Genomic DNA, 23,885 nt, shown 5'->3' with positions numbered 1-23,885 from the left:
GGTTACAGTTTGGAAAAGGACATTTTTGCATGGCATTTTGGGGAATGTGTACCGTTTCCGCGTCTAATTAGGTAAGAGGCATCAACTAAACTTAGAACGAATGAAAACCTATCTGAAATGCATTTTTTATAGTCTTGGCATTACCTTGCTTTTCTGCACAGCAGCAGTCGGTCAGAACACGAAAGTAATCGAAGTCAAAACGAAATCAACCTCGCTTGTTTATGCAGTTGATCATAACAAACGCCTGGTCTTTCAGTATTATGGAAAGGCTGTCGATGCTCCCGATAGTTTTCTCCGACAGCAAGCCTATCCGAAACCGGATACCAATCGTGATTTTTCTTACGAAGCGTATCCAACCTTTGGCTTGGGGAATGTTAATGAACCTGCCTTGGCGGTCATTAATGCCGATGGAAGTTTGAATACAGAGCTGGCTTTTGAAGGAACAGAAACAAAAAGCCCGCAACCGGGTGTGTCAGAAACGGTAATTCACTTAAATGACCGGATTTGTAAGTTTAACGTCGAACTTCACTTTAAAGCTTATTGGGCAGAAGATGTGATTACGCAGTGGGCTGTGATTACAAACAATGAAAACCAACCGGTGAATCTTAGGCGGTTTGCCTCGTCGTTTTTGCCGATCAAAGCCGAGACCTATTATTTGACACACTTTTATGGCTCATGGGCCGGTGAGATGAATGTGACAGAAGAAAAGCTTGAGAACGGCATAAAAGTTATCGAAAGCAAAAAGGGAGTGCGTACAACACAAACAGAAAATCCTTCGTTCATTTTAAGTGTCAACACCCCAGCCTTGGAGAATGCCGGAGACTGTTATGGCGGAGCTTTGGCCTGGTCGGGCAATTATCGCTTGGCTTTTCAGGTTGACGAGTGGAAAAGGTTGAATATAACTACAGGGATAAATCCCTTTTTATCATCTTGGACATTGAAGGTTGGTGAGCGTTTCACGACTCCCGAAATGATTTATACATTCAGTAGTCAGGGGAGAGGACAAGTTTCCAGAAATTTGCACGACTGGGGACGAAAATATGGAATGGTCGGTGGTACCAAATTGCACGATATCGTATTGAACAGTTGGGAAGGGGCGTATTTCACCTTTAACGAGAATACCTTAACAGGAATGATGGATGATGCTGCCGAAATGGGCATTGAAACTTTTGTATTGGATGATGGCTGGTTTGGGAACAAATATCCGCGTAATAACGATGATGCCGGTTTGGGTGATTGGCAAACCAATACGCAAAAGCTGCCTGATGGATTGGATTATCTGATCGATTACGCACATTCAAAAGGTTTGAAATTCGGTTTGTGGATTGAACCCGAGATGGTGAACCCTGAAAGTGAACTGGCGGGGAAGCACCCGGATTGGATTGTTCAAAGCCCGGGGCGTGAAAAAATAACCTGGCGAAACCAATTGTTACTGGATTTATCCAATCCGAAAGTGCAGGATTTTGTTTACAATGTATTTGATAGCCTGTTGACAACTCATCCGGGAATCGAATACATCAAATGGGATGCGAATCGGCATGTTGAACAGGCCGGATCGACTTGGTTGCCAACGTCGGAACAAACCCACTTCTGGGTTGACTACACGAAAGGTTTATATTCCGTTTATGAGCGGATTCGTGCAAGATATCCTGATTTTGTGATGCAGGATTGTGCCTCTGGTGGTGGGCGGTTGGATTACGGAGCCTTGAAATACCACAACGAATTTTGGACGTCGGATAACACTGATCCACTTTCAAGAATTTTCATTCAGTATGGAACAAACCTGATTTATCCGCCCGTTGGAACGGCTTCGCATGTTTCTACCAGTCCCAATCATCAAACGCAGCGGATGGCACCATTGAAATTTCGCTTTGATGTGGCCATGACCGGTCGATTGGGAATGGAGCTTCAACCCAAAGATATCCAAGGGAAAGATCGGGATTTTGCAGCGGATGCTATCAGAAATTACAAACAGTATGTTAGACCATTGATTACCAATGGTGACTTGTACCGGTTAAAATCACCTTACGATGAGGGAGGATGGGCATCTCAGATGTATGTCTCAAAAGAGAAAGCCTCTGCAGTGTTGTTTGTTTTCAGCCTTGAGCCTCATCTGCGCGGTGTGTTCCCCACCATTAAGTTGAATGGATTGGACACGACGAAGACTTATCAGATCGAGGAAATCAACCCGAATGGCCGATCCCGTTTCTGGGGAGATGGTCAAACATTTAAAGCCGATTATTTGATGAATGCAGGATTGGAACTTTATGTAGGCGGTCAATACGAAAGTGCAGTTTTTATACTTAAAGAGACAAATTAGACATTACCAATTCAATATGTATGTTTGAAATCAGATCGATAGTGAATTCGATCTGATTTTTAATTTTAATTCGATCTGAGGATAGAGGTTGTTTCGTAGACTTTCTTCTGAAATAGCATTGGTTAAGTGTCTATGATGCAGTCTTGTCTATTGGATGTGTGATTTTTTATATTCACGTTTTATGTTGATTGAAAGGAGAACAATATTTTTACTGGACGAAAATGAGCCCGTTTTATGATTTATAGAATTGTTTTGGTTAATAAGAAAATTGAAATAATTTTATTGTGAAAAAGTACTTAACGAGAATAGTTCAAAAGCCGGATAATTTTAGGCTTTGAAAATGGTGACTTATAAACAGAGACCTCAACTTAAAATTCCGGACATTGGACGAAATAGGGAAAAATATATTTGAAAAATTTGTCGTTAGAAAAGATCAGGATTCATTCGCGCAACTTTTTGAACATTATTTTAACAGGCTTTTTCAGTTTGCGATGACAATCGTAAAATCAGAATTGCTGGCTGAAGAAATTGTCCTGGATGTTTTTATGAAACTATGGGGAAAGAGAGAGGATTTGGCGAGGATTACAAATATTAAAGCTTACATGTATATTGCTGTACGAAATAGTGCAATTACTGCAATAAGAGCAAAGAAGAAGGTTGTCTTCGAAATTTTTGATAGCGCGTCTGTTTCTTTATCAGACTATCAGTTGTCAGCAGAAAATGAGCTTATTGAAGAAGAAATGTTTCAGGATTTTAATGAGGCTGTTAAAAGCTTACCTGAAAAATGTAAAATAATTTTCAAGTTGATCAGGGAGGATGGATTAAATCGAAATGAAGTGGCAGATATTCTTGGTATTTCTGTCAAAACGGTTGATAATCAGATTGCTATTGCTGTTCGTAAAATTGCTGATCGATTGAATATAGACCTCTGTAGCCCGGCAAAATCAATTAGCCTGTTGGCTCTTCTTTTTAGCGCGAACTAAATTTTAGAAAATAAAAGGATATTCTTTTGGGGAATATCAGCCAATGCTTAGTCTTATTAATAAATGAGCATCCCGATATGGAGAAAAAGTTGGCTGAAATTATAGGAAGATATCTTATGCGTGCTGAATCTGAAGAGGAAAGACGCTTGTTGAAACAATGGGAGGACAATTCCCCGGAGAACCAATCATTTTTGAATTTGCTTAAGCAATATTGGGATAGCCCGGAGAATTCGGAACAAGCAGAAAGAATGGAATCGGCGAAAGGCAGATTGCTAATACGCACAAACGAAACCTCCACTGGCAAGTCGCTCAATAAGCTTAGAACAATCAATTTGAATTTCAAAAGAATTGCAGCTGTTCTTTTGATTGTTTTGTCGGTTGTGTCTGTAACAGCCTATTTCCTTGGTCAGCGAAACTACCCGTTGACAAACAATCAATTTGTTATATCAACTCTTCCGGGACAGAAGAGCAAAGTTAAGTTACCTGATGGTACGAGTGTTTGGATTAATTCAGACACTGAACTTGAGTATTCTACGGATCGCAATAACCGAATCGTGACGCTCAGTGGTGAGGCTTATTTTGAAGTTGCTCATTCAAAAGATCATCCGTTTGTCGTGAAGTTGGGAGGTTGGAATATCCGGGTATTAGGAACAAAATTTAATGTTTCTAATTATCCGGAATCAGAAATGAAAGAAGCGTCTCTTTTGGAGGGAAAAATTTCGGTTCAGACCAGGAATCATGAGGCAGATATGGAAATCATCCCTGGTGAAAAGATCACTTTCAATGCGAAGACTAAGGATATTGTAAAAGAGAAAGCCTCAGTGAAAGATGATATACTCTGGGTAGATGGCGTGTTACTATTTAATAATGAGTCATTTCAGGAAATTGTACTGCGACTGGAGAAATATTACGGGGTGAGTTTTGAGTATAACCCGGATGATTTCAAAAATATCCACTATACGGGGCAGCTCGATAATTTAAGCCTTCGCAATGTGTTGGAATTTATGAGTTTAACGATGCCTGTGAAATATAAAATCGAAAAAAACAAAGTAATAATAACCAGAAAATAAAAAAAGGGTGGTACCCGCGCCAACGAAATACCACCCGAAGTCAATTTGATTTAGTAACAAAAAATCCTAGCTAAATTATGGAAAAAATCGAACTATCAACTGCTTTGCTCAGGTCAAGGTGGTTGAAAATTTTTAGAATTATGAAACTAACAACCTGTTTCTTGTTACTGTGTTTGCTTCATGCAAATGCTTCTGTGTATTCTCAAAATTCAAAAGTGACCATGAAGCTTGAGAATAATTCCTTGAGTGTAATTCTCGGAGAAATAGAAGAGGTGACTGAATATCGCTTTTTCTACCAGAATGAACAAATTAAAGACGTAAGACATCAGGCAATTGAAGTTGTCGATGAAGATATTGATGATTTGGTCGGTGAATTATTAGAAGGAACAGAACTAACATTCAAAGTAGTCGATCGTAACATTGTGATTTTTCCGAAATCGGAGGTTGATCAGGAGGCGAGATTGCAACAAACCTTGTCCGTTAAGGGAGCTGTTTCCGATTCATCCGGAAATCCGTTGCCTGGTGTAACCGTTGTGTTAAAAGGAACATCCCACGGGACAATTACTGATTTCGATGGAAATTATGTAATTAATAACATTCCCGGTGATGCCATATTGGTTTTTTCATTTGTTGGAATGAGTTCGCAGGAAATTGCTGTTGCTGGAAAGTCGACTATTGATGTCGTTCTTCAGGATGAAACAATTGGCTTGGAAGAAGTTGTAGCAATTGGATACGGTACTGTCAAAAAGAGCGATTTAACCGGTTCTGTAGGAGTCGTTAAAGCCAATCAGTTGGATCAGCAAACCAATAGTAATTTGGGAACTGCAATTCAAGGGAAAATAGCAGGTGTTTCAGTTGAATCAGCCGGTGGTGCCCCAGGTGCCGGAATGAACCTTCAAATTAGGGGGGCCGGATCGCTTAATAATAATAATCCATTGATTCTGGTTGACGATATTGCGGTGAGTTCGATGAACAATATCAATCCGAACGATATTGAATCGATTCAGGTCCTTAAAGATGCCTCCGCTGCAGCTATTTATGGTTCGCGTGCAGCAAATGGTGTTGTTTTGATTACAACTAAGAGCGGTAAAAAAGGTGCAGTAAAGATTACCGCTTCGGTTGATTTCGGCATGCAGGAAGTAGGCAAAACCTTGGATCTGGCTACTACTGAACAATGGACAAAGATTATAACAGAAGCTGCAACAGCTGCTGGAAACAGTGTTCCTGACATTGCTTTGAATCCGGAAGAACCGGGGACAGGAGTCGATTGGCAAGATGAAGTATATCGAAATGCCATGGTGCAAAATTATAGCGTCGGTGCATCCGGTGGTTCTGATAATCTGAAATACAATTTTTCGCTCGGTTACCTGGATCAGGACGGGATTGTTGACAAAACAGATTATAGTCGCCTGAATATGCGATTAAAATCAGAGTTCCAAAAAGGGAAAGTGAAAGTTGGAGAATCTATCCTTTTAACACAGGAAACAGTGCACGATATGCCTGGTGTTGGCGGACAGGGAGGAAATGTTGTTGGTGCAACAGTTATGATGATTCCCGGCTTTTCAGTTAAAAACGAAGACGCCATAGGTGGTTACGGAGGTGCTTCCGGAGCAGTGCTTGATGTTTTCAACCCGGTAGCTGCATTAAATCTTAAGAGTAGTCAAAGTGACTATTACAAGGCATTGATCAACCTTTACGGAGAAATCGAAATAATGGATGGTCTTAAGTATCGGTTGAGTACCGGTGTAACCTTGAACGAACACAAAAACGATAGCAAGGAAGCTGCTTACCAGGTCGGAACGTTTTTCTCAAACACACAAAACTATGCCTATAGAAGCAGTGCAATGACGAAATACTGGCAAATTGAAAATACCTTGTCTTACGCGAATGAGTTTGGTAAACATTCGGTAAATGCAGTTGTCGGTTACACAACTTATAAGAATAAGTACGATTCTTTCTCTGCTTCCAAAAAGGGAATGGCCGACGGAATCTGGGCGTTGAACGCAGGCTCTGATTCGCCAACATCAGGAGGAACAGCTTCTACAAATACCATGTTGTCTTATTTGGGACGTGTGATTTATTCATACGACAACCGCTATATCTTTACCGGAACATTTCGCCGGGATGGATCTTCCCGCTTTAGTGACACAAAGAGATGGGGTAATTTCCCATCGATATCAGGGGCCTGGAATGTTGCTAACGAGCGTTTCTTTGAAAACATGAATCGGACAATTTCTCAGATGAAGGTTCGGGCTAGTTATGGAAAACTAGGAAACCAGGAGATTGGAGATTATCAGTATGCAGGTGCGATTACTTCAGGAGTTAGCTATGCCTCGGGTGATCCGAATACGCTTTGGGTGGGTAATATTCAAACAGAATATGTGCCAACCAATCTCAAATGGGAAACCACGACTACAACGAATGCCGGGTTAGATCTCGGGTTTTTGAACGGAAAAATAAATTATACATTAGACGTATTCCAAAAGAAAACAACAGACTTGTTATTAAGAGTTCCTATTCCATTGTCGGCAGGGGCTAATCAAAACCCGTATAGCAATGCCGGAGAAATTAAAAATAAGGGGTTCGAGATGATGTTAAACTATAACGGTAATATTAAAGATTTCAAATTCTCGGTTACCGGTACTTTATCTCATATCAAGAACGAAGTGATGGAATTGTCGACTGGTTCACAGGTGTTAACGGGGAGTGGTGCTACTCATGGCGGATCGGCAGTTACTTATACCAAAGTTGGTTATCCGGTCTATTCATTTTTCCTGATTAAAACGGATGGCTTATTTAGATCAGAAGATGAAATTCAGGCGCATAGTAAGGATGGTGAGCTGATTCAGCCGAATGCACAGGTTGGAGATATCCGTTTTGTTGATGCGAATGATGATGGACAAATAGACGGAAATGACCGTGTATACTCTGGCAGCCCGTTCCCTAAATATGAATACGGATTGAGACTGGAAGGAGCCTGGAAGTTTATCGATGCCAGTGTTTACCTGCAGGGAACACATGGGAATAAAATTTATAATGGTATTCGTACCTACACCGAGTCTGCGATTTACACCTGCGAATACTCCACCGATCTGTTAAATTCATACTCGTTTGATACATCTTCAGATATCCCTCGTTTAGACATGAATGATGCAAATGGTAATGGAGTTGATAACAGTGATCGTTTCCTGGAAGATGGATCTTATTTGAGGATCAAAACAATTCAAATTGGATTTACCTTACCTGACAGTTGGACCAAACGGATTGCTTTCGAGAATTGTCGCTTCTATATTGGAGCAAATAACCTGGTTACCTGGACCGACTATAAAGGGTATAACCCGGATATTGGTAACAGTTCTATTTCCGCAAGAGGTATCGATTTCAGACAGTACCCTTTAAATAGATCTTATCATATTGGATTACAGATGAATTTTTAAGACCATAAATAACCAGATAATATGAAACTTAAATATTTTCCAACTATCATTTTATTCATCCTCATTTTGAGTTCGTGTTCAGACTCTTTTCTGGATGAATCAGATCCAAACCAGATTACAACCACTGAGTTTTGGAAGAGCGCAGGTGATATTGAATCTGCTTTAGCTACGGGATATAATGCCATTACTGATGACTATAATGGGCATTATGGTACGGTTAATTGGCAATTAATGGAGTCGAAAACTGAAAATTTTATTGAGCGAAATGATGTTCGTGCTCGTTACGAGATTTCAGTATTCCAGAATACCTTTAGTAACGACTACGCCGCTAATTTGTATAAAGGTGCATACGTCGGTATTTTCAGGGCAAACCAAATTATTCAGTATGGTGGAGCAATTGAAGGAATTGATACCAACGAGCAGAATAAACTTTTGGCAGAGGCCTATTTTCTACGCGGATTGAATTATTTCTTTTTGGTAACCGATTTCGGCGCAGTTCCTGTAACAACAGCTGTCGCAGAGAGCTCAGGTGACTACTTTAAAGAAAAATCAAGTATGGAACAGGTATGGAATCAGACGATAAAGGATTTCAAGGCAGGTGCCGAATATTTGCCGAATACAAGAGAATCTGCAGAGAAAGGACGTGCTACTCGTGGTGCTGCTTTGGCTTACTTGGGACGATCATATTTGTACCAGGCTGATTACGACAGTACCATTATCATGCTTGAGCAGATCGTAGATAATGAGGATGATTTTGGTTACGGATTACAGCAGAACTATGCTGAATTGTTTGATGGACAACACGAAAATGGCGTCGAAGGGGTATTTGAAATTCAATACAGTAACATTGGCGGTACAAGTATTTGGGCCGGCAATGAAGTTGATAAACCGCAAACGACCTTTATTGCCCAGGAATGTGCTCCGGGCGAAGTGGGAGGTTGGTTTGAGATGCAACCCTCAAAAGTTTTACGCGATTCATTTCTGGTCGAGCCTACAGCGGACGGCGAAGTTGATCCCAGAGCTTTGGCGACTATTGCTTGGGATTATCCGGGAAGTATGTACTATCAGCTGGATTTTGGCGCAACCTTTGGAGATGAGGTTTGGCTTCGTAAAAACCAAAATTGGTGGGATGCCAACGAAGGCGAATGGAAGTCGGAGCTAAATGAGTATGGTATCCGGTATGCCGATGTGCTTTTAATGTTGGCCGAAGCCTACACCATGACCGGTGATGTTGCTGGAGCAGCTCCGCTGGTTCATCGTATTCGCGAACGGGCTAACTTGAGTAATAAGCTAAGCGAAATGACGCAGTATTCACAGGATGAGATGATGCAGGAGATTCGTCGCCAAAGAAACCTGGAATTTGCTCGCGAAGGATTGCATTTCTACGATTTACGTCGTTGGGGATTATTGGAATCAACGATTAAAAATGCGCAACAGTTGGGCTATCAGAACTATACTTCAAAATTTGAATATTACCCAATTCCAGAAAACGAATTGAATAATAATCCAAATATGACTCAGAGTGATGTATGGAAATAGCCTAAATGAGACAAATAAGTAACGTTTTGTTTAGTATAATAATTGGGGATGTGAACTTATCTGTTCGCATCTCCTTTTTTGTTTCAATTTGAATAATCAAAAAAGTAGATAGGGTAATCCCTTTTTATCATTGTTAACAGAAAGGTCCGGGAGGGCTTTTAAAAATTAAAAATCGATAGGCGAGTAATCTAGAAATTGAAGGAGAAATGCCTCATCCGAACGGCTCTATTTCAGTAGCCTATAGCAACTCAAAAAAAGGTCTGGAGGCCGAAATCAACTTGCCTGATGGTGTAAGTGGAACCTTTGTTTGGGAAGGTAAAAGCTATCCCTTAAAAGCAGGCGAGAATACGCTCGGACTATAGTTAATATGTTCGTTTAAATTCCGATAATTTTGCCCTATTGACGCAGCTTCGAGGCAATTGTCAATAGGGCATATTTTTTTAATTTGTTCTTGTTCGTTTATAAAATGTCTAACGGATGGGCTTATAGACAAAGTTTTTGAAAGTGACTTTTCCATTGCCAATAGCGCACAGCCCGATTCGTAAACTTAGGAATCCGCCAAGAACGTTGTGATGGAATCCTGATACTTCAAGAGAGTTCTCAGTTTGGGTCCAGTTTTCGCCGTCTAGACTGTAATACATGTTCACGACGTTATCGACATTCTGAATGCGGAGGAAAACATGGTGGTCGATCACGTCTTTTTCGGTCACAAATTGCCATCCTTTGATGTTTGTCAGGATATTTTTGCTGTCGGCTAAAACGCCCGATGAAGCTTGCCGGTTGTAGAACATAGCCAACCCGCCAATAGCATCACCTTCAATTTCCAGTTCTACCTCGGCCGTATAGGAATGGTCGGTTGGGATGCAGAGCATAGGGGAACAGTCGGCAATTGCATGGCCCTGTCCTTCAATGGTGATGCTGTTATCGGTCAATGTGAAGCGGCCTTCATCGTATCCGCCAAAGAATTTCCATTGCGGGTTTAGGGTATTGTCGTCAAACTGGTCGCTTAGAGGGTAGCGACTTTGTACGACTTGCTCACCGTCAGACAGTTTAATTGGCTTGGCAATATCAATATCGTCCGGAATTTTGTACCAGCCATCTTCTGTCCATTCGACCGGGACCAACATGGTTTGGCGTCCCATGTTGTAGTGGCCGTTTTCGTAACCATGGAACAACATATACCAGTTTCCTTTGCCATCGTCGAACACCGTTCCGTGTCCAACGGAGCACCAGCGCTCCTTATTCGATTCGGCCCTCAGAATGGGATTGAAAGGGGAGTTCTCCCACGGACCGAGTGGCGATTTAGAGCGGGCCGAAATAACCATGTGACCAGTTGGTGGTCCGGCTGTTCCGCCTTCGGCAACGGTGAGATAGTAATAATCCCCCCGCTTCATCAATTTGGGTCCTTCCATACAAAAACATTCGATCGACCAGTCGCGCGGAATTTCCCAGCCATCGTAGCTGTGTTGAATATCTCCGGCGATTGAAAGCCCGTCTTTCGACAACGGCACATAACTGCCACTGCTGAAATACAGGTAGCGGTTGCCTTTTTCATCAACCACATGGCCTGGGTCAATCATCGTAACTTTTAGCTCTGCCGGTTCGCTCCACGGACCTTCAATGTTGTCGGCCGTAATCACATAGTTCGTGTTATCGGCCGGGAAGTAGATGTAGTACTTACCGTCATATTTGACCAAATCGGGAGCCCAAACGGAACCAACATAGGTGTTTAGAGCATTGGCTACCGGAGTCCAGTTGATTAAATCAGTCGAATGCCAGATCAGCAAGCCCGGGTAGTATTCAAACGACGAATGGACGATATAAAAATCATCGCCATCGCGCAGAATACTCGGGTCCGGGTAATCGCCGGCGAAAATCGGGTTCGAGTAGGTGTTGGTCGGGACTTTCCCTGATGTACTTTGTGCGTTGGCAATTAGCCCCAAACAAGCTAAAAGGATGGTAAAAAGAGCTTTCATATTTTTGATCTTGACTTTATTTGAAGTAGATACGATTGTTGAGTTTTAGATTACAACTTTCTAAAGCGAAGCAGATACACATCGTTTTCATGGAGTGGAATTTCCCGCTCGAAGCTGCCGTCAGCCTTCACTTTCACTAATTCTGATTTTTCAGGCATTCCGTTGCTGCTTTCTTTTAGAAATTCAACCTGTTGCTTGCTCAGTTGACTGGGCTTACCCAATTGGTCGTAAAGACTATATGGATCATTGTGCATGTAACCAACCTGGTAGACCTCAAGCTGGTAGTTTCCTTGCGGAACACCGGAAATGGAGACACGACACGAACCTTTGCTTTTCGCTGGTAAATTCCGAATGTAGTAATCCTGGTTGTTAATTGAGTCGTCGGGCAGGGTATAAGTGTAATCCCAAAGCAAAAGCTGGAAATTACCCTGTTCGTTTTTGCAAGCCCACGATTTATCGTCGGTATTTGCCAATTCGGTATCGCCTAGTTTGTTCAGGAGCGCGTAGGCTTGATAGGCCGGCTTTTTAATGCCTTGCGTATTCATTAGTCCGAAGCCACCGTGGAAGGGCGTAAAGCGTGGGCCCGGTTCCTCGAAGATATCGGTGAATACCCAGTACGACATGGAAGTAGCTGCATCGCCTATTTGCTTAATCTTGTTTAGAATATAGGCCGCTTCGTGATAGCTGTCGTGAATGGGATCGGCCGGTGTGTACGAAGAACTCCACTCTGTATAGTGTAATTCGAGTTGCGGTTTAGTCGATTCCGTGATCTGTTTTCTGGAGTTAATGACATCCTGGCTGACTGCCCGGTCGTTTGCACTTAGACGTGTGCCCGTACCTCCAAATTCATCTAAAAAGCCGACATCTACCCCGTAGGAGTGCGTGCTGATAAAATCAATGGGCACGTTGTTCTTTTCGCAGAATGCGATGGTCTCGGGTACCCAGGCAGCTCCGGCTGTTGCTGGTCCACCAACTTTATAGGCCGGATTGACGGCCTTAACACCTTGTGCCGCGTATTGATACAGTTTAAAATATTCGTCCTGTGTACCGGTCCAGAAGCCGGGAGAGAGGTTTGGCTCGTTCCAGACTTCGAAGTACCAGGTTTTAACTTCTTCTTCGCCGTAACGGTCGGTCCAGTGTTGAACCAGGTTGCGGATCAGCGCTTCCCATTTGTTGTAATCTTTGGGAGGCGTCACGTTGCCGCGCCACCAGAAAATGGTTTGGTCGCCGCTAGCCAGTGCATTCGGCATAAAACCGAGTTCTACAAAAGGCTTCATCCCAATTTCCAGGATGTAATCGTACAACACATCGATGTATTGAAAATTATATACGGGGTTTCCCTGGCGATCTTCTTTGTAAACAGCCATATCGTCGGTTAGCAAACCGTGCATACGAATGTATTTGAAATCACAATCCTGTTTGACTATTTCCAATTGTTGCTGCCAATCGGCCCGTAAGCCTTCGTTGGCGCGGCCGGCACCAATGCACTCCTTGAACATGGTGTTCATCGGGCCTTTTTCGTTTTGCAGATTTACCGAGATAAGCCGTTCCCCCGAATTGCTTTGAGCGAGGACGCTCTGCATTGACAGGAATATGGCGAGGCAAAAAACAACAGATGATATTTTCATACTTTGTTTAGTTTGGTTGTTTATTGATTCTAAAAATAAGAAACTGCAGGTATTGGAAGATGCCGCATACAAGAATAGTTTTTTGAGTGAATTTTTCCTTGACAAAAACGGCTAAACCTTTTGCAAAAAGTTCATGATTGCCTGTCTTGTCGAAAATGAACACCTTTTGTTATCAAATTAGCCTATTGCAGCTGACAGTTCCGGTATGCTTAGGGACTTGTGTTTAATTCACTTTTGAAAACTCAGTTGATTGCATGGACGGTCTTTAAAACCGATTTTTTCATCGGTGGAGATCGACTATTTTATTTGGAGGCCTTAAGATAATTAAAGACGACAAACCTGTCCACAAGAAATCGAAATGTGTTTTACACCGCGCAATGGTTTCCAATTTTCGGCAAAAGGAAGATATTAACTATATTCAACGGCTCGGAGGTCCTCTTACTTACAAAGTACGGTAAGGTCTTCTGAGGAAATTTATTCAAGATTTAATCAATGCAAGCGTTTATCGAAAAAGTAAATCATATTTCAGCTTTGTCAGATAAAGCAACTGAAGAATTGGTGAATTGCCTCCACACAACTTCTTACCGTAAAGGGGAATTAATCCACCAGGAAGGGAAGGTTTGTAAAAATCTTTTTTTCATCGAATCCGGTCTGGCCAAACATTTTTACTATCATGATGGCAACCAGTATGTTTTTCGCTTCTTCGAAGAAGATCATTTTTTCATTGCTACCGATAGCTTCTTCAATGATTCGCCTGCTGAATATTCCACCCTGGCCTTGGAGGATACAACAATTATTCACCTGGAGTATGACGATTTCGAAGGGCTTTGTCAACGGCATCATTCGTTTGAAACCTTTGCCCGGAAATTTGTCTCTATTGTTGCCTACACGGCCATCTCCAATCTTAAAGGGCTGCTTTATCTTGATGCCACTGGGCGCTATACCAAGTTTTTAAGGGAATACGGACATCTGCAACAGCGAATCAGCTTAGGCGATACAGCCGCTTTTCTGGGGATCTCCCAGGTATCTCTCAGCCGGATCAGATCTAAAAAGTAACTTTTTAACATTTGTAAAAAGAATTCCGCAACCAGGAATCTACATTTGTATCACAATCTTTTTCAATAAACTATATCGATTGTCATAAAAAGGCGCCTTTATGACGTCATGACCATAAAGCTAAAAAAAAAAAAAAATCGGGCTTTAAATGGGTTTGCTATGCGTTGACGGATCCGTCTCCGGATTCATACAGACACGCAGGACAAGATTGTAAAAAGCCTCAGGGCTGAGTTGAAAGTTAAACAAGTGCAGAACAGAAAAAAAAAACAGAAAATGAGTAAAGTATTGTACATCAAGACGAATGCAAAAGCAGAAGGGGAGTCAAGAACGTTCCGGATATCCGACAGTTTTATCGAAACCTACAAGGCAAACAATCCCGGCGACGAGGTGGTAGAGCTTGATTTGTACGACGCGGGTTTACAATTCCTGCCAAAAGGTAAGATGATGGAATTGCGGCAGGCCGTGCAAAACCAGGACAGAAATCATCCGGTCTTGAAATTTGCCTACGAATTTATGGATGCTGACAAGTATGTTGTTGCCGAGCCAATCTGGAACCTCGGTATTCCGGCTATTCTGAAAGCTTACATCGATTATGTGGCTGTTGGTGGTATCACTTTCACTTACACCGAAAAAGGACCGGTGGGCTTATGCCAAAATAAAAAGGCCGTCAATATCATTACACGCGGGGGCGACTATTCTTCAGCACCGGTTGAATCGATCGAGATGGCCGATAAGTATTTGCGTAACATTTTCGGATTCATGGGCATTACCGATTATACAACCATTGCGGCTGATCGCCTGGACATTTTCACAGAAGACACTGAAAAACTCTTGACTGATGCTGTCGGCAAGGCACAAGAGGTTGCATTAACCTTTTGAGAAGCTATGGCCAGATGGGGTGAGATCGTTCCTGCCTGAATAAGAAGGACTTGTTTGCGCTCCAATTTTGAAATCATGAATTTAAATCAAAGAAAAATGAAAAAGAAAATTAAAATAGCAGTGGTTTTACTGATGGCTTTGGCCGCGTTCTCCCCGAAGCCGGTTTATGCGCAGGAGGCAGAAGCACCGGCTGCACCTTCGGCTCCAATTCCTTTCGAGGTATTTCTGGGAAAGGATGGTTTTACATCGCAGTTAATTGTCGATAAAAAGTTTGTCGGGATTAACAAATTTGGCCTTTTCGGATTGTCGTTTTTGAAAGCAGATTACGACAACGAGGACTTCTTGAGAGAGTCAATAAACATGGCGGTATTAAAGTACGATGTGGTGAAGAATGTAAGTGTTGTCGGTGGTGCGCTGTTCAATTCAAATTGGGGATTCCGACCTTATGCCGGTGCCCAGTATGGCTATCACAGTCGCACTTTTATGGGCGTATTGAGTTCGGGATTCCATTTAACAGCAACTCATAATTTCGAATCATTGGCAATCGTCGAATATCGCCCTCAATTAAAGGATGCCTGGTCGTTATACACACGTGCACAGGGCTTGTATAGTCACCTGACAGAAACCGGGAAACACGATCGTAGCTTTTTATACAGTCGCCTGGGAGTGAGCTATAAAACCGTTTCGTTTGGAGCTGCGCTGAACTACGACTGGTACGGGAATGGTCCGATGAAAATTGAGAATCACCAGTGGGGAATTTTTATCAGTACGATCTTAAACTAGTCCTGAGTTGATCTATTTCATCTTGTTCCTGGGATTGTACTTTGATGGAATACAAAACTCGTTAAAACGAAGTTATACGATGAAGAATACGAAGCTGTTGGAGATAACATTGCTATTAGCGAGCATGTTAACGATTTTAGCAAATGCGATCATCGCGCCATCTTTACCACTCATTAGCGAGACGTTCAAAAGTATCGGAAATGTGGAGATCTTGACAAAGATGATGTTGACACTGCCGGCATTGACGATTGCCATTGTTGCTCCGCTGGCAGGCCGCTTACTCGACAAAGTGGGCCGGATTAAAGTGTTAAACGCGTCTCTTTTGATCTATCTTTTGGCTGGAACCTCCGGCTTTTGGTTGAGCGATCTTTGGGGAATCCTGGTTGGCCGCTTTATTTTCGGTCTGGGGGTTGCCGGTATCATGACGGTATCCACAACCTTGGTGGGCGATTATTTTACCGGGGCCAAACGGGAACATTTCATGGGACTGCAGGGAGCATTTGTTGCTTTAGGTGGATTGTTGTTTATAACAACGGCAGGAGTATTGACCGATATAAACTGGAGATATGCTTTCTTGATCTATGCATTTTCTGCCATTGTAATGGTTATGGTACCACTTGCCTTGCACGAGCCAAAATCGAACATGGAGCGATCTGTGTCCAGCGCTGAAGATTCTGATGCGGTTCCTCCGATTGTTTGGCTGGCTTTTATCAGCGCGTTTATCACAACAGTGAGTTTTTATGTCATTCCGGTGCAATTGCCTTTCTTTCTGCAACGGCTGGAAGGGGTGAATGGGAACAAAGTTGGGCTGGCACTTGGTAGTCTTCCGTTTGCACAAGCCATTGCTTCATTCTTTTACAAACGCGTAAAAATGAAGCTCGATTTTATTAGCATCTACATCTTGGGTTTTATTCCCATGGCAATCGGCTTTTGTATTATTGGTTTCAGCGTGCTTTACTGGCAGGTTATTTTGGGAGTGATGACTTGCGGACTGGGAGTGGGCCTTTTAATTCCCAATGGTAACTTGTGGGTCATTTCCCTGGTTCCCGTTCATGTTCGCGGTAAATACATCGGCATGTTAACGACAGCAACTTTTTTAGGCATGTTTTTCTCACCGATGATTATTCAGCCGGTTCAGAAACTGGTCGGCATGAATACGAGCTTTTATGTGCTGGGAATTGCCCTGGCTTCTTTAACTGTCCTGTATTTCGTAATCCGCAGACAGACACTGCGGATTGCAATCAATTAATCAAACAAAAACGAATAAAATGAAACAGATACTAATTGCCGGAATTATTGGCGCAGTAATGGGATTTATCATGAGCTTCCTGATGAATTATCTAATTGTTCCTGTTCCCGAAACCGTCGTTGACCATGCGTTTGCACACGGCATAACCGGCGCCATCAGTGGTTTTATGGGTGGCTTTATGGGCGTTTACTCATTTTTATCACAGGGGAAAAGAAACAGAAAATTGCTGGTAACTACTAATAAGGTAAACTCTACTGAAGTTGAATAGAATTTTCATTTGTCCTCAGAGTTTATTTTTGGGGGACTTTTTCGTAGATGTTTTTCCCTAATTTTATATCAACCTCTAAATAAATTCCCTTGCTGCTTTAATTCACCGACCGGTACTCTGCCGGCGACATGCCGACCTGTTTTTTAAACATCCGGGTGAAGTGCTGGGGATGTTTAAAGCCCAGCTCGTAAGCGATTTCACTGATTGATTTATTGGCGTCGAATAATCGTTCTTTAGCAAAGTCAATCATTTTTTGCTGGATATGTTCCTGTGCCGATTTGCCTGTTTCCTTTTTTAATAGGTCTCCCAGGTAATTAGCCGAGAGAAAAAGCTTGTCGGCGCAATAGCGAACACTAGGGGCACCGTGCTCGAGCGCCATTTCGGCAGCGAAATAATCATCCATAACTTTTTCAAAACGTATCAGCAGGTCTTTGTTGACGTGGCCACGGGTAATAAACTGACGCTCGTAAAACCGTTTGCAATAGTTGAGGAACAGTTCAAGGTAAGATACAATTAACGTCTTGCTATGCGTGTCAATGGCATGTTCCAGTTCATATTGAATGTTTTCTATACATTGATTTACCATTGCTCGTTCGCGGGCGGAAAGGTGAAGCGCTTCGTTTACTTCGTAGGAGAAGAAGGTATAATCCTTAATGTGTTTTCCCAGTGAAGTTCCGTGAATCAAATCCGGATGGAAAATTAAAGCAGTTCCTTGTGCCTGTCGCTTCTCGTTATTGCTTTCCACTCCGTATACTTGTCCAGGAGCAATAAAAATCAAGGTTCCGTCTTCATAGTCGTAATTGTTAATCCCGTATGTGATATTGCCGCATTTGATATCCTTTAGAAAGATCGCGTAAACATTCATTTGTGCTTTGAAAAAGCAGAAGGGATCCATCTTCGCAAAGTCAATAACACTGACTAGCGGATGCAAGGTTTCCTGCCCCACAAAATTGTTGTATTCTCCGACTGAATTGATTTTTAAAATCTCGCTCATAGCCTTGTTCTTGTTAACTGCAATAAAAGTAAGGAACTTAATTCAAATACGTTATGGCTGTAATGCATGTTCAGTAATTGGGGTAAGTCTTTCCGTAATTTGGGTAATTCGCTGGGGAAGTTTTGGCGGACCTTTGTATCCTGCTTTTCGTAAATAAACGATGAAGATTAATCACAAGAGAACAATACATATGAGAAAATTATTGAATAATCTACTTGTTGCGTGTACAGTCGTTGCGCTTTTTTCACTGGCAGGCTGTAGTTCGCAGAAAGATCCCGTAAAACAGGTGTCGCAAGTATTTCAGCAAGGGCAATTAGCACCTGCTCAGTTTTTTACCGGAAATGCTTATGTCACTGGTTTGGTTTCCAATGATTCGGTTTTTACTACAGCAGCCGGGGAAGTCTATTTTGAAGCAGGCGCTCGCAGCAACTGGCATTTGCACCCAAGCGGCCAAATCCTGATTGTAACTTCGGGTGTTGGTTATCACCAATTAATCGGCGAACCAATCGAGGTCATTCATAAAGGCGACGTGGTAAAGTGTCCACCCAATGTGCTGCATTGGCACGGAGCTTCGAAAGATTCAGCAATGAGCCACATCTACATTGTTCCAAATACTGAAAAAGGCATTGTGGAATGGAAGCAGCCGGTTACGGATGAGGAATATTTAACCGTAAACGATTGAATGAAATGAGCACAACCATTTTTGAACGATTACAAGCTGGCGAAGCAGTCCCATACACTGATCCGCAGTACCTCGATATCAGCGAATTTGCGACACGTACAACGCAATTGCTGGTCGGGTTAAATGCAACTCCCGATGTTGAGGAAGTTCGCAAACAGTGGGGCGAGATTACGGGTCAGCCACTCGACTCCAGTTCGACGATCCAGATACCGGTGTATGTGAACATCGGCCAGTTCACGCGAATTGGTAAAAATGTCTACATCAATCATCTCTGCTCGATGCTCGATATGGGAACAATAACCATTGAAGACGATGTGTTGATTGGCCCGAAAGTGAATATCCTGACAGAAGAACATCCGGTAAACCCGGCAGAACGTAAAGCTTTGTCGGTAAAACCAGTCGTGATTAAACGAAATGCCTGGATTGGGGCAGCTGCAACCATTTTACCAGGTGTAACAGTTGGCGAAAATTCGATAGTGGCAGCGGGAGCAGTGGTTAACCGGGATGTTCCGGATAATACAGTTGTTGCAGGTGTCCCGGCAAAGGTTATCAAGCGTATTGACTAAATATTCTCAAACATAAATCCTAAACCCAGATCGTATGAGTGAAAATCAGTTCAACAGAAAAAGCTCGCGAAGAGAATTTATTCAGAAAACGGCTTTGGCTGGTGCCGGTGCCTCAGTTTTATTGAGCAACCCGGCTACTTTGTTTGCAAATAATTCAAATTCATCAAATATGGAACAAAATATCAAATCGAAAGGTTATGCAGCCTTCGATACATCCGGAAAGCTTCAACCCTGGGAGTTTGAACGTCGTGCGGTTGGCGACAATGACGTTCTAATTGATGTCAAGTACGCGAGTATTTGTCACTCTGATATTCACCAAATGAAAGGTCACTGGGGACCGCAACAATACCCCCAAGTTCCGGGGCACGAAATTGTTGGTATTGTAGCAGCCGTTGGAAAAAACGTGACCAAGTTTAAAGTGGGCGACCGTGCCGGAGTTGGTTGTATGGTCGACAGCTGTATGGCCTGCGATAATTGTAATCACGGTGATGAACACTACTGCGAGAATGGACAGACGTTGTTCACCTATGGTTACCCGGATAAAACATCACCAACGGGAATCACCCAGGGAGGCTATTCAAAGAACATTGTTGTTCGCGATCATTTTGCCGTGCATATTCCGGAGCATATCAGTATGCAGGAAGCTGCGCCATTGCTTTGTGCGGGGATCACAACCTATTCGCCCCTGATGAAAGCTGACTTCAAAATTGGAGACAAAGTTGGTGTTGCCGGAATTGGTGGTTTGGGACACATGGCCGTAAAATTGGCCGTATCAAAAGGGGCCGAAGTGTATGCCTTTACGACTTCAGCTGACAAAGTGGATGACATTAAGTCGTTTGGAGCCAAAGAAGTGATTGTGGTCGATAGTCCCAAGAAACTACAGCCAATGAGAGGCAAACTGGATTATATGATTTCAACAATTCCTTATGCGTACGACATTTCATCGTATGCAAGCTGCGTAAAACCTGACGGGCACTATACGCAAGTGGGGGTTCCTGTTGGTGGGCAGTTAACGATTAATACCTTCAGCTTAATGTTCAGCCGGGTGAACCTGAATGTTTCGTTGATCGGTGGTATTCCAGAGACTCAGGAAGTTGTTCACTACTGTGCGGATAATGGTGTGAAACCGGAAATTCAGATGATCAGTGGAGATCAAATTAACGAAGCCTGGGAGAATGTCGTCAATAAAAAAGCACGTTACCGTTACGTGATTGATACAGCTACTTTCTAGTCGTTAAAATCAAAAGGAATTGAAATCCCGAAACAGCCTTCCGCAAGTCCGGAAGGCTGTTCTTAACGTATAAAATATGCCACATTTTCAAATAAAGTTGCTCGAAGGGAAAACCGAAGAGCAAAAGCAGAAACTAGCTGAAGAAGTTGTGAAAGCAGCTCAACGCGTGATCGGATATGGTGACGAATCTTACTCTGTGACTATTGAGGATTTTACCTTCGGAGAATGGAAAAATAAAGTTTATCCCACTGATATTATGGGCCGGAAGGAGATTCTTTACAAGGCGCCGGGTTATAAGATGGAGTAAGAAACAAGCAACCCGGTTACTTCAAATAGTGAGCGAACCTGCGGGCGATTTTCAGTATCAAGCATCGAAAAAGACAGTAAGGTAAAGTTGCCCGAATTTCTATCCCCTCCAAATACATGCTTCGGTAAAAGTGGTAAGTAAATCCGTTATTCTGGTATTCTCCTTAATTGCCTAATACCGAACTTTGTATTGTTGATTTTTACCGCCCGATTGGCAACGCCGATTACTGGTTATGCAAACTGTTCAGTAGATGTCAACAACAAAGAATTAAAACAGAAATTGTTATGAATAGGGTAGAATTAGGTGATAAGAAATGCGAAGAATTGTTTGGGAAACACACTGGTCCGCTTGGCGAAACTGACCCGGATATGCAAGAGATGCTTAACCGCTTTATTTTCGGTGAAGTTTTCTACCAGGGTAACTTGTCTGATAAACTAAGGGAGTTGATCACGTTGGTTGTTCTAACTACCAATCAAACATTAGAACAACTGAAGGCGCATGTTTTTGCAGCCCTTAATGTAGGAGCTTCGCCCGTCGAAATTAAAGAGGCGATCTACCAGTGTGTCCCTTACCTCGGATTTCCAAAAACATTGAATGCCATTCAACAGGCCAACGAAGTTTTTAAAATGCTGGGTATTTCGCTTTCGGTGGAAAGCCAAAAAACGGTAACCGAAGAATCCCGTTTCGACGAGGGGCTAAACATGCAGAAAAGCATCTTTGGTGAAGTGATTGATCAAATGCATCAAACCGCGCCGGAAAACCAGAAACATATTCAGAATTACCTCTCGGCATTTTGCTTCGGTGATATTTATACCCGCGGATGCCTGGACCTGAAAGTTCGTGAGCTTTTAACCCTATGTATTTTAAGTGCCTTGGGCGGTTGCGAAAGCCAGGTTAAATCGCATGTGTTTGGAAACCTGAAGGTGGGAAATGACAAGAACACCTTAATTGAAGCAGTCACGCAATGTTTGCCTTACATGGGTTTCCCACGTACGCTGAATGCGCTAAGCTGTATTAATGAGGTGATACCGGAAAATAAATAATAAACTAAAAATAGAGGAGATAAAATAATGAGTGAGTTTAAACAACCATTTCCGTTAGGTCAGAAAAATGACGCTTATGCCCAATACTTTATTGGCCAAAGTTATTTAGCCGTGTTAACACTTGAAGGTGTTCCGGCATTTAACGTAACCTTCGAGCCGGGATGTCGCAACAACTGGCACATTCATCATGGTGGCGGACAAATATTGTTGTGTACTGCCGGTACAGGATGGTACCAGGAAGAAGGTAAACCAGCACAAGCTTTAAAACCAGGAGATGTGGTCAATATTCCCGCCGGAGTAAATCACTGGCACGGAGCTGCAAAAGACAGCTGGTTTGCGCACGTTGCACTTTCGGTACCTGTTGAAGGTTCAACTAACGAATGGTTAGGCCCTGTTACCGATGAAGAATATAATAAGCTGGGGGAATAAATCAATTTCCGCAGTAGTTGAAACAATTGGATAAGAACCAGAAAATAGAAAACAATTTTTAATGAGAAAAATCGCATTAGTTGTGCTGATGTCTGTCGGAATGCTGGCATCAACACAAGCAAAAGAAACAAAGAACATGAAAAGAACAGCAGATCAATACACATTTGAATTAAGCGATGACGTTACTCGCGAAAAAGTACATTTTACAAATCGTTACGGAATTACCCTGACTGGTGATTTGTATCTTCCCAAAAACCACAGCAACGAAAAATTGCCGGCGCTGGCCATTAGTGGTCCTTACGGAGCAGTAAAAGAACAATCATCGGGATTGTATGCCAACCAGTTTGCACAACGCGGTTTTGCCGTGGTGGCATTCGACTCTTCATATACCGGGGAGAGCGGTGGAGAACCTCGCAATGTTGCTTCACCGGATATCAATACGGAAGATTTCAGCGCTGCTATCGATTTCCTCGGAACACAGGAAATTGTAGATCGTGAAAAAGTAGGCATCATGGGGATCTGTGGTTTTGGCGGTATGGGATTAAATGCAGCTGCAGTTGATAAGCGTGTGAAAGCGGTTGCTGTTGCCAGTATGTACGACATGTCGCGCGTTACAGCACGTGGTTATTTCGATAGCATGACAGCAGAACAACGTTCAGAAATGCTGGAACAGTTGGGACAACAACGCTGGAAAGATGCTGAAAACGGAAAACCGGCCTACGGACAAGCTGGCTTGCCGGAAGCGGATCAATTAACAGGTAACGAGCCGGAATTTGTGCAAGGTTACGTTAACTATTACAAAACCGAAAGAGGTTTTCATCCTCGCTCAATCAACTCAAATGGTTCATGGACAGCAACCAATCCTTTGTCATTCATGAACATGCCGTTACTGACATACATCAATGAAATTTCACCTCGGCCAATACTGATTATTGCCGGCGAAAATGCCCACTCCCGCTATTTTAGCGAAGATGCCTATGAAGCGGCGAACGAGCCCAAAGAATTGATGAATATCCCGGGAGCTGTTCACACTGATTTGTATGACAAAGTAGATGTGATCCCATTCGATAAGTTGGAGTCATTCTTTGAAGAGAATTTGAAATAATAGAGCTGAATAAGCCTAATGAGAAAAACGCTCTGTACTTACGGGGCGTTTTTTGCGTGTAAGAAAATTCGGATCTGACTTGGCTGTATTTGTCCGGTTGGACGGAGAAAAGGATCAACCATGCAGATAGAAACCAATATGCTTTTCGCGTCCTGGCGGTGGGGAGTAACTCCCAACGCAACTGGAGCGACGAAGTAAACAGTTACGTGCTTTAAACCGGGTACGATTCATTTATTTTCGGGAGAACAGACAGCAGTTGATGTGTTTTTACGGTTTCAACCAACAAAACCAATAAAAAAAGGGAGGCGGGAACTTCCCTTTTTTGCTGTTTTATTGAATT

The 23,885-nt window shown here is 42.6% G+C and carries 21 protein-coding genes; 18 read left to right on the top strand and 3 right to left on the bottom strand.

The features are described from left to right. The first annotated feature begins 100 nt into the window (after positions 1–100). The 6 genes from GJV22_RS11180 (at position 101) to GJV22_RS11155 (ending at position 9,711) form a co-directional block, all read left to right on the top strand. Positions 101–2,320: an alpha-galactosidase gene (locus GJV22_RS11180; RefSeq protein WP_163713092.1), complete on the top strand. Its 2,220-nt coding sequence runs from the start codon at positions 101–103 to the stop codon at positions 2,318–2,320. Between the two features lie 383 nt (positions 2,321–2,703). Beyond that, positions 2,704–3,303 (top strand): RNA polymerase sigma-70 factor, encoded by a 600-nt coding sequence (locus GJV22_RS11175; RefSeq protein ID WP_163713088.1) that lies wholly within the window; start codon positions 2,704–2,706, stop codon positions 3,301–3,303. A gap of 77 nt (positions 3,304–3,380) precedes the next feature. Then, on the top strand, positions 3,381–4,373 hold the full coding sequence (locus GJV22_RS11170; RefSeq protein WP_163713084.1) for a FecR family protein: 993 nt from the start codon (positions 3,381–3,383) through the stop codon (positions 4,371–4,373). Between the two features lie 140 nt (positions 4,374–4,513). Next, the gene (locus tag GJV22_RS11165) at positions 4,514–7,810 is read left to right on the top strand and encodes a TonB-dependent receptor (protein WP_238480314.1); all 3,297 of its coding nucleotides are present in this window, start codon (positions 4,514–4,516) and stop codon (positions 7,808–7,810) included. 21 nt (positions 7,811–7,831) lie between these two features. Further along, entirely contained in the window at positions 7,832–9,349 is a 1,518-nt protein-coding gene (locus GJV22_RS11160; protein ID WP_163713078.1) for a RagB/SusD family nutrient uptake outer membrane protein, read from the top strand. Between the two features lie 206 nt (positions 9,350–9,555). Next, positions 9,556–9,711, top strand: coding sequence for a hypothetical protein (locus tag GJV22_RS11155; protein WP_163713077.1), 156 nt, complete (start codon positions 9,556–9,558; stop codon positions 9,709–9,711). Between the two features lie 108 nt (positions 9,712–9,819). Here the strand turns inward: GJV22_RS11155 and GJV22_RS11150 are convergent, their stop codons facing one another. After that, entirely contained in the window at positions 9,820–11,325 is a 1,506-nt protein-coding gene (locus GJV22_RS11150) for a family 43 glycosylhydrolase (protein ID WP_163713074.1), read from the bottom strand. Between the two features lie 50 nt (positions 11,326–11,375). Beyond that, positions 11,376–12,953 carry a GH39 family glycosyl hydrolase gene (locus tag GJV22_RS11145; protein WP_163713072.1) on the bottom strand — a complete coding sequence of 526 codons (1,578 nt, stop codon included), beginning with the start codon at positions 12,951–12,953 and terminating at the stop codon, positions 11,376–11,378. A 492-nt stretch (positions 12,954–13,445) separates the two neighbouring features. On the opposite strand from GJV22_RS11145, the gene GJV22_RS11140 reads away from it, so the two are divergent. The 5 genes from GJV22_RS11140 to GJV22_RS11120 all read left to right on the top strand — a co-directional run bounded on the left by GJV22_RS11140 (position 13,446) and on the right by GJV22_RS11120 (position 17,188). After that, a complete protein-coding gene (locus GJV22_RS11140) occupies positions 13,446–14,009 on the top strand; it encodes a Crp/Fnr family transcriptional regulator (RefSeq protein WP_163713069.1) in 564 nt (187 codons plus the stop codon). Between the two features lie 273 nt (positions 14,010–14,282). Beyond that, on the top strand, positions 14,283–14,888 hold the full coding sequence (locus GJV22_RS11135; RefSeq protein ID WP_163713066.1) for an FMN-dependent NADH-azoreductase: 606 nt from the start codon (positions 14,283–14,285) through the stop codon (positions 14,886–14,888). Positions 14,889–14,984: 96 nt separating this feature from the next. Then, positions 14,985–15,671: a hypothetical protein gene (locus GJV22_RS11130; RefSeq protein WP_163713063.1), complete on the top strand. Its 687-nt coding sequence runs from the start codon at positions 14,985–14,987 to the stop codon at positions 15,669–15,671. A gap of 79 nt (positions 15,672–15,750) precedes the next feature. Then, positions 15,751–16,920, top strand: coding sequence for an MFS transporter (locus tag GJV22_RS11125; protein ID WP_163713060.1), 1,170 nt, complete (start codon positions 15,751–15,753; stop codon positions 16,918–16,920). A gap of 19 nt (positions 16,921–16,939) precedes the next feature. Further along, a complete protein-coding gene (locus GJV22_RS11120; RefSeq protein ID WP_163713057.1) occupies positions 16,940–17,188 on the top strand; it encodes a hypothetical protein in 249 nt (82 codons plus the stop codon). A gap of 97 nt (positions 17,189–17,285) precedes the next feature. Here the strand turns inward: GJV22_RS11120 and GJV22_RS11115 are convergent, their stop codons facing one another. Next, positions 17,286–18,182: a helix-turn-helix domain-containing protein gene (locus GJV22_RS11115; RefSeq protein WP_163713054.1), complete on the bottom strand. Its 897-nt coding sequence runs from the start codon at positions 18,180–18,182 to the stop codon at positions 17,286–17,288. A gap of 190 nt (positions 18,183–18,372) precedes the next feature. On the opposite strand from GJV22_RS11115, the gene GJV22_RS11110 reads away from it, so the two are divergent. The 7 genes from GJV22_RS11110 (at position 18,373) to GJV22_RS11080 (ending at position 23,545) form a co-directional block, all read left to right on the top strand. Continuing rightward, positions 18,373–18,864, top strand: coding sequence for a cupin domain-containing protein (locus GJV22_RS11110; protein WP_163713050.1), 492 nt, complete (start codon positions 18,373–18,375; stop codon positions 18,862–18,864). A 5-nt stretch (positions 18,865–18,869) separates the two neighbouring features. Next, on the top strand, positions 18,870–19,430 hold the full coding sequence (locus GJV22_RS11105; RefSeq protein WP_163713047.1) for a DapH/DapD/GlmU-related protein: 561 nt from the start codon (positions 18,870–18,872) through the stop codon (positions 19,428–19,430). Positions 19,431–19,464: 34 nt separating this feature from the next. After that, positions 19,465–20,661 carry an NAD(P)-dependent alcohol dehydrogenase gene (locus tag GJV22_RS11100; RefSeq protein ID WP_163713045.1) on the top strand — a complete coding sequence of 399 codons (1,197 nt, stop codon included), beginning with the start codon at positions 19,465–19,467 and terminating at the stop codon, positions 20,659–20,661. A gap of 76 nt (positions 20,662–20,737) precedes the next feature. Beyond that, entirely contained in the window at positions 20,738–20,968 is a 231-nt protein-coding gene (locus GJV22_RS11095; protein WP_163713041.1) for a tautomerase family protein, read from the top strand. 284 nt (positions 20,969–21,252) lie between these two features. Then, the gene (locus tag GJV22_RS11090; protein WP_163713039.1) at positions 21,253–22,011 is read left to right on the top strand and encodes a carboxymuconolactone decarboxylase family protein; all 759 of its coding nucleotides are present in this window, start codon (positions 21,253–21,255) and stop codon (positions 22,009–22,011) included. 27 nt (positions 22,012–22,038) lie between these two features. Beyond that, complete coding sequence (locus GJV22_RS11085) at positions 22,039–22,440, top strand: cupin domain-containing protein (RefSeq protein ID WP_163713036.1); 402 nt, start codon at positions 22,039–22,041, stop codon at positions 22,438–22,440. A 61-nt stretch (positions 22,441–22,501) separates the two neighbouring features. After that, positions 22,502–23,545, top strand: a complete 1,044-nt coding sequence (locus tag GJV22_RS11080) for an alpha/beta hydrolase (RefSeq protein WP_163713033.1) — start codon at positions 22,502–22,504, stop codon at positions 23,543–23,545. Positions 23,546–23,885 lie beyond the last annotated feature (340 nt).

The sequence above is a fragment of the Mangrovibacterium lignilyticum genome (assembly GCF_010882175.1).
Lineage (GTDB): Bacteria > Bacteroidota > Bacteroidia > Bacteroidales > Prolixibacteraceae > Mangrovibacterium > Mangrovibacterium lignilyticum.
Note: the sequence above shows the minus strand (reverse complement) of the source record. Positions and strands in the feature narration are given on the sequence as shown.

Excerpts from the sequence above, each read along its gene's own strand:
- GJV22_RS11180 (WP_163713092.1), top strand. The coding sequence starts at position 101 with ATGAAAACCTATCTGAAATGCATTTTTTATAGTCTTGGCATTACCTTG.
- GJV22_RS11170 (WP_163713084.1), top strand. The coding sequence starts at position 3,381 with ATGGAGAAAAAGTTGGCTGAAATTATAGGAAGATATCTTATGCGTGCT.
- GJV22_RS11165 (WP_238480314.1), top strand. The coding sequence starts at position 4,514 with ATGAAACTAACAACCTGTTTCTTGTTACTGTGTTTGCTTCATGCAAAT.
- GJV22_RS11160 (WP_163713078.1), top strand. The coding sequence starts at position 7,832 with ATGAAACTTAAATATTTTCCAACTATCATTTTATTCATCCTCATTTTG.
- GJV22_RS11155 (WP_163713077.1), top strand. The coding sequence starts at position 9,556 with ATGCCTCATCCGAACGGCTCTATTTCAGTAGCCTATAGCAACTCAAAA.
- GJV22_RS11150 (WP_163713074.1), bottom strand. The coding sequence starts at position 11,325 with ATGAAAGCTCTTTTTACCATCCTTTTAGCTTGTTTGGGGCTAATTGCC.
- GJV22_RS11145 (WP_163713072.1), bottom strand. The coding sequence starts at position 12,953 with ATGAAAATATCATCTGTTGTTTTTTGCCTCGCCATATTCCTGTCAATG.
- GJV22_RS11140 (WP_163713069.1), top strand. The coding sequence starts at position 13,446 with ATGCAAGCGTTTATCGAAAAAGTAAATCATATTTCAGCTTTGTCAGAT.
- GJV22_RS11135 (WP_163713066.1), top strand. The coding sequence starts at position 14,283 with ATGAGTAAAGTATTGTACATCAAGACGAATGCAAAAGCAGAAGGGGAG.
- GJV22_RS11130 (WP_163713063.1), top strand. The coding sequence starts at position 14,985 with ATGAAAAAGAAAATTAAAATAGCAGTGGTTTTACTGATGGCTTTGGCC.
- GJV22_RS11125 (WP_163713060.1), top strand. The coding sequence starts at position 15,751 with ATGAAGAATACGAAGCTGTTGGAGATAACATTGCTATTAGCGAGCATG.
- GJV22_RS11120 (WP_163713057.1), top strand. The coding sequence starts at position 16,940 with ATGAAACAGATACTAATTGCCGGAATTATTGGCGCAGTAATGGGATTT.
- GJV22_RS11115 (WP_163713054.1), bottom strand. The coding sequence starts at position 18,182 with ATGAGCGAGATTTTAAAAATCAATTCAGTCGGAGAATACAACAATTTT.
- GJV22_RS11110 (WP_163713050.1), top strand. The coding sequence starts at position 18,373 with ATGAGAAAATTATTGAATAATCTACTTGTTGCGTGTACAGTCGTTGCG.
- GJV22_RS11105 (WP_163713047.1), top strand. The coding sequence starts at position 18,870 with ATGAGCACAACCATTTTTGAACGATTACAAGCTGGCGAAGCAGTCCCA.
- GJV22_RS11100 (WP_163713045.1), top strand. The coding sequence starts at position 19,465 with ATGAGTGAAAATCAGTTCAACAGAAAAAGCTCGCGAAGAGAATTTATT.
- GJV22_RS11095 (WP_163713041.1), top strand. The coding sequence starts at position 20,738 with ATGCCACATTTTCAAATAAAGTTGCTCGAAGGGAAAACCGAAGAGCAA.
- GJV22_RS11090 (WP_163713039.1), top strand. The coding sequence starts at position 21,253 with ATGAATAGGGTAGAATTAGGTGATAAGAAATGCGAAGAATTGTTTGGG.
- GJV22_RS11085 (WP_163713036.1), top strand. The coding sequence starts at position 22,039 with ATGAGTGAGTTTAAACAACCATTTCCGTTAGGTCAGAAAAATGACGCT.
- GJV22_RS11080 (WP_163713033.1), top strand. The coding sequence starts at position 22,502 with ATGAGAAAAATCGCATTAGTTGTGCTGATGTCTGTCGGAATGCTGGCA.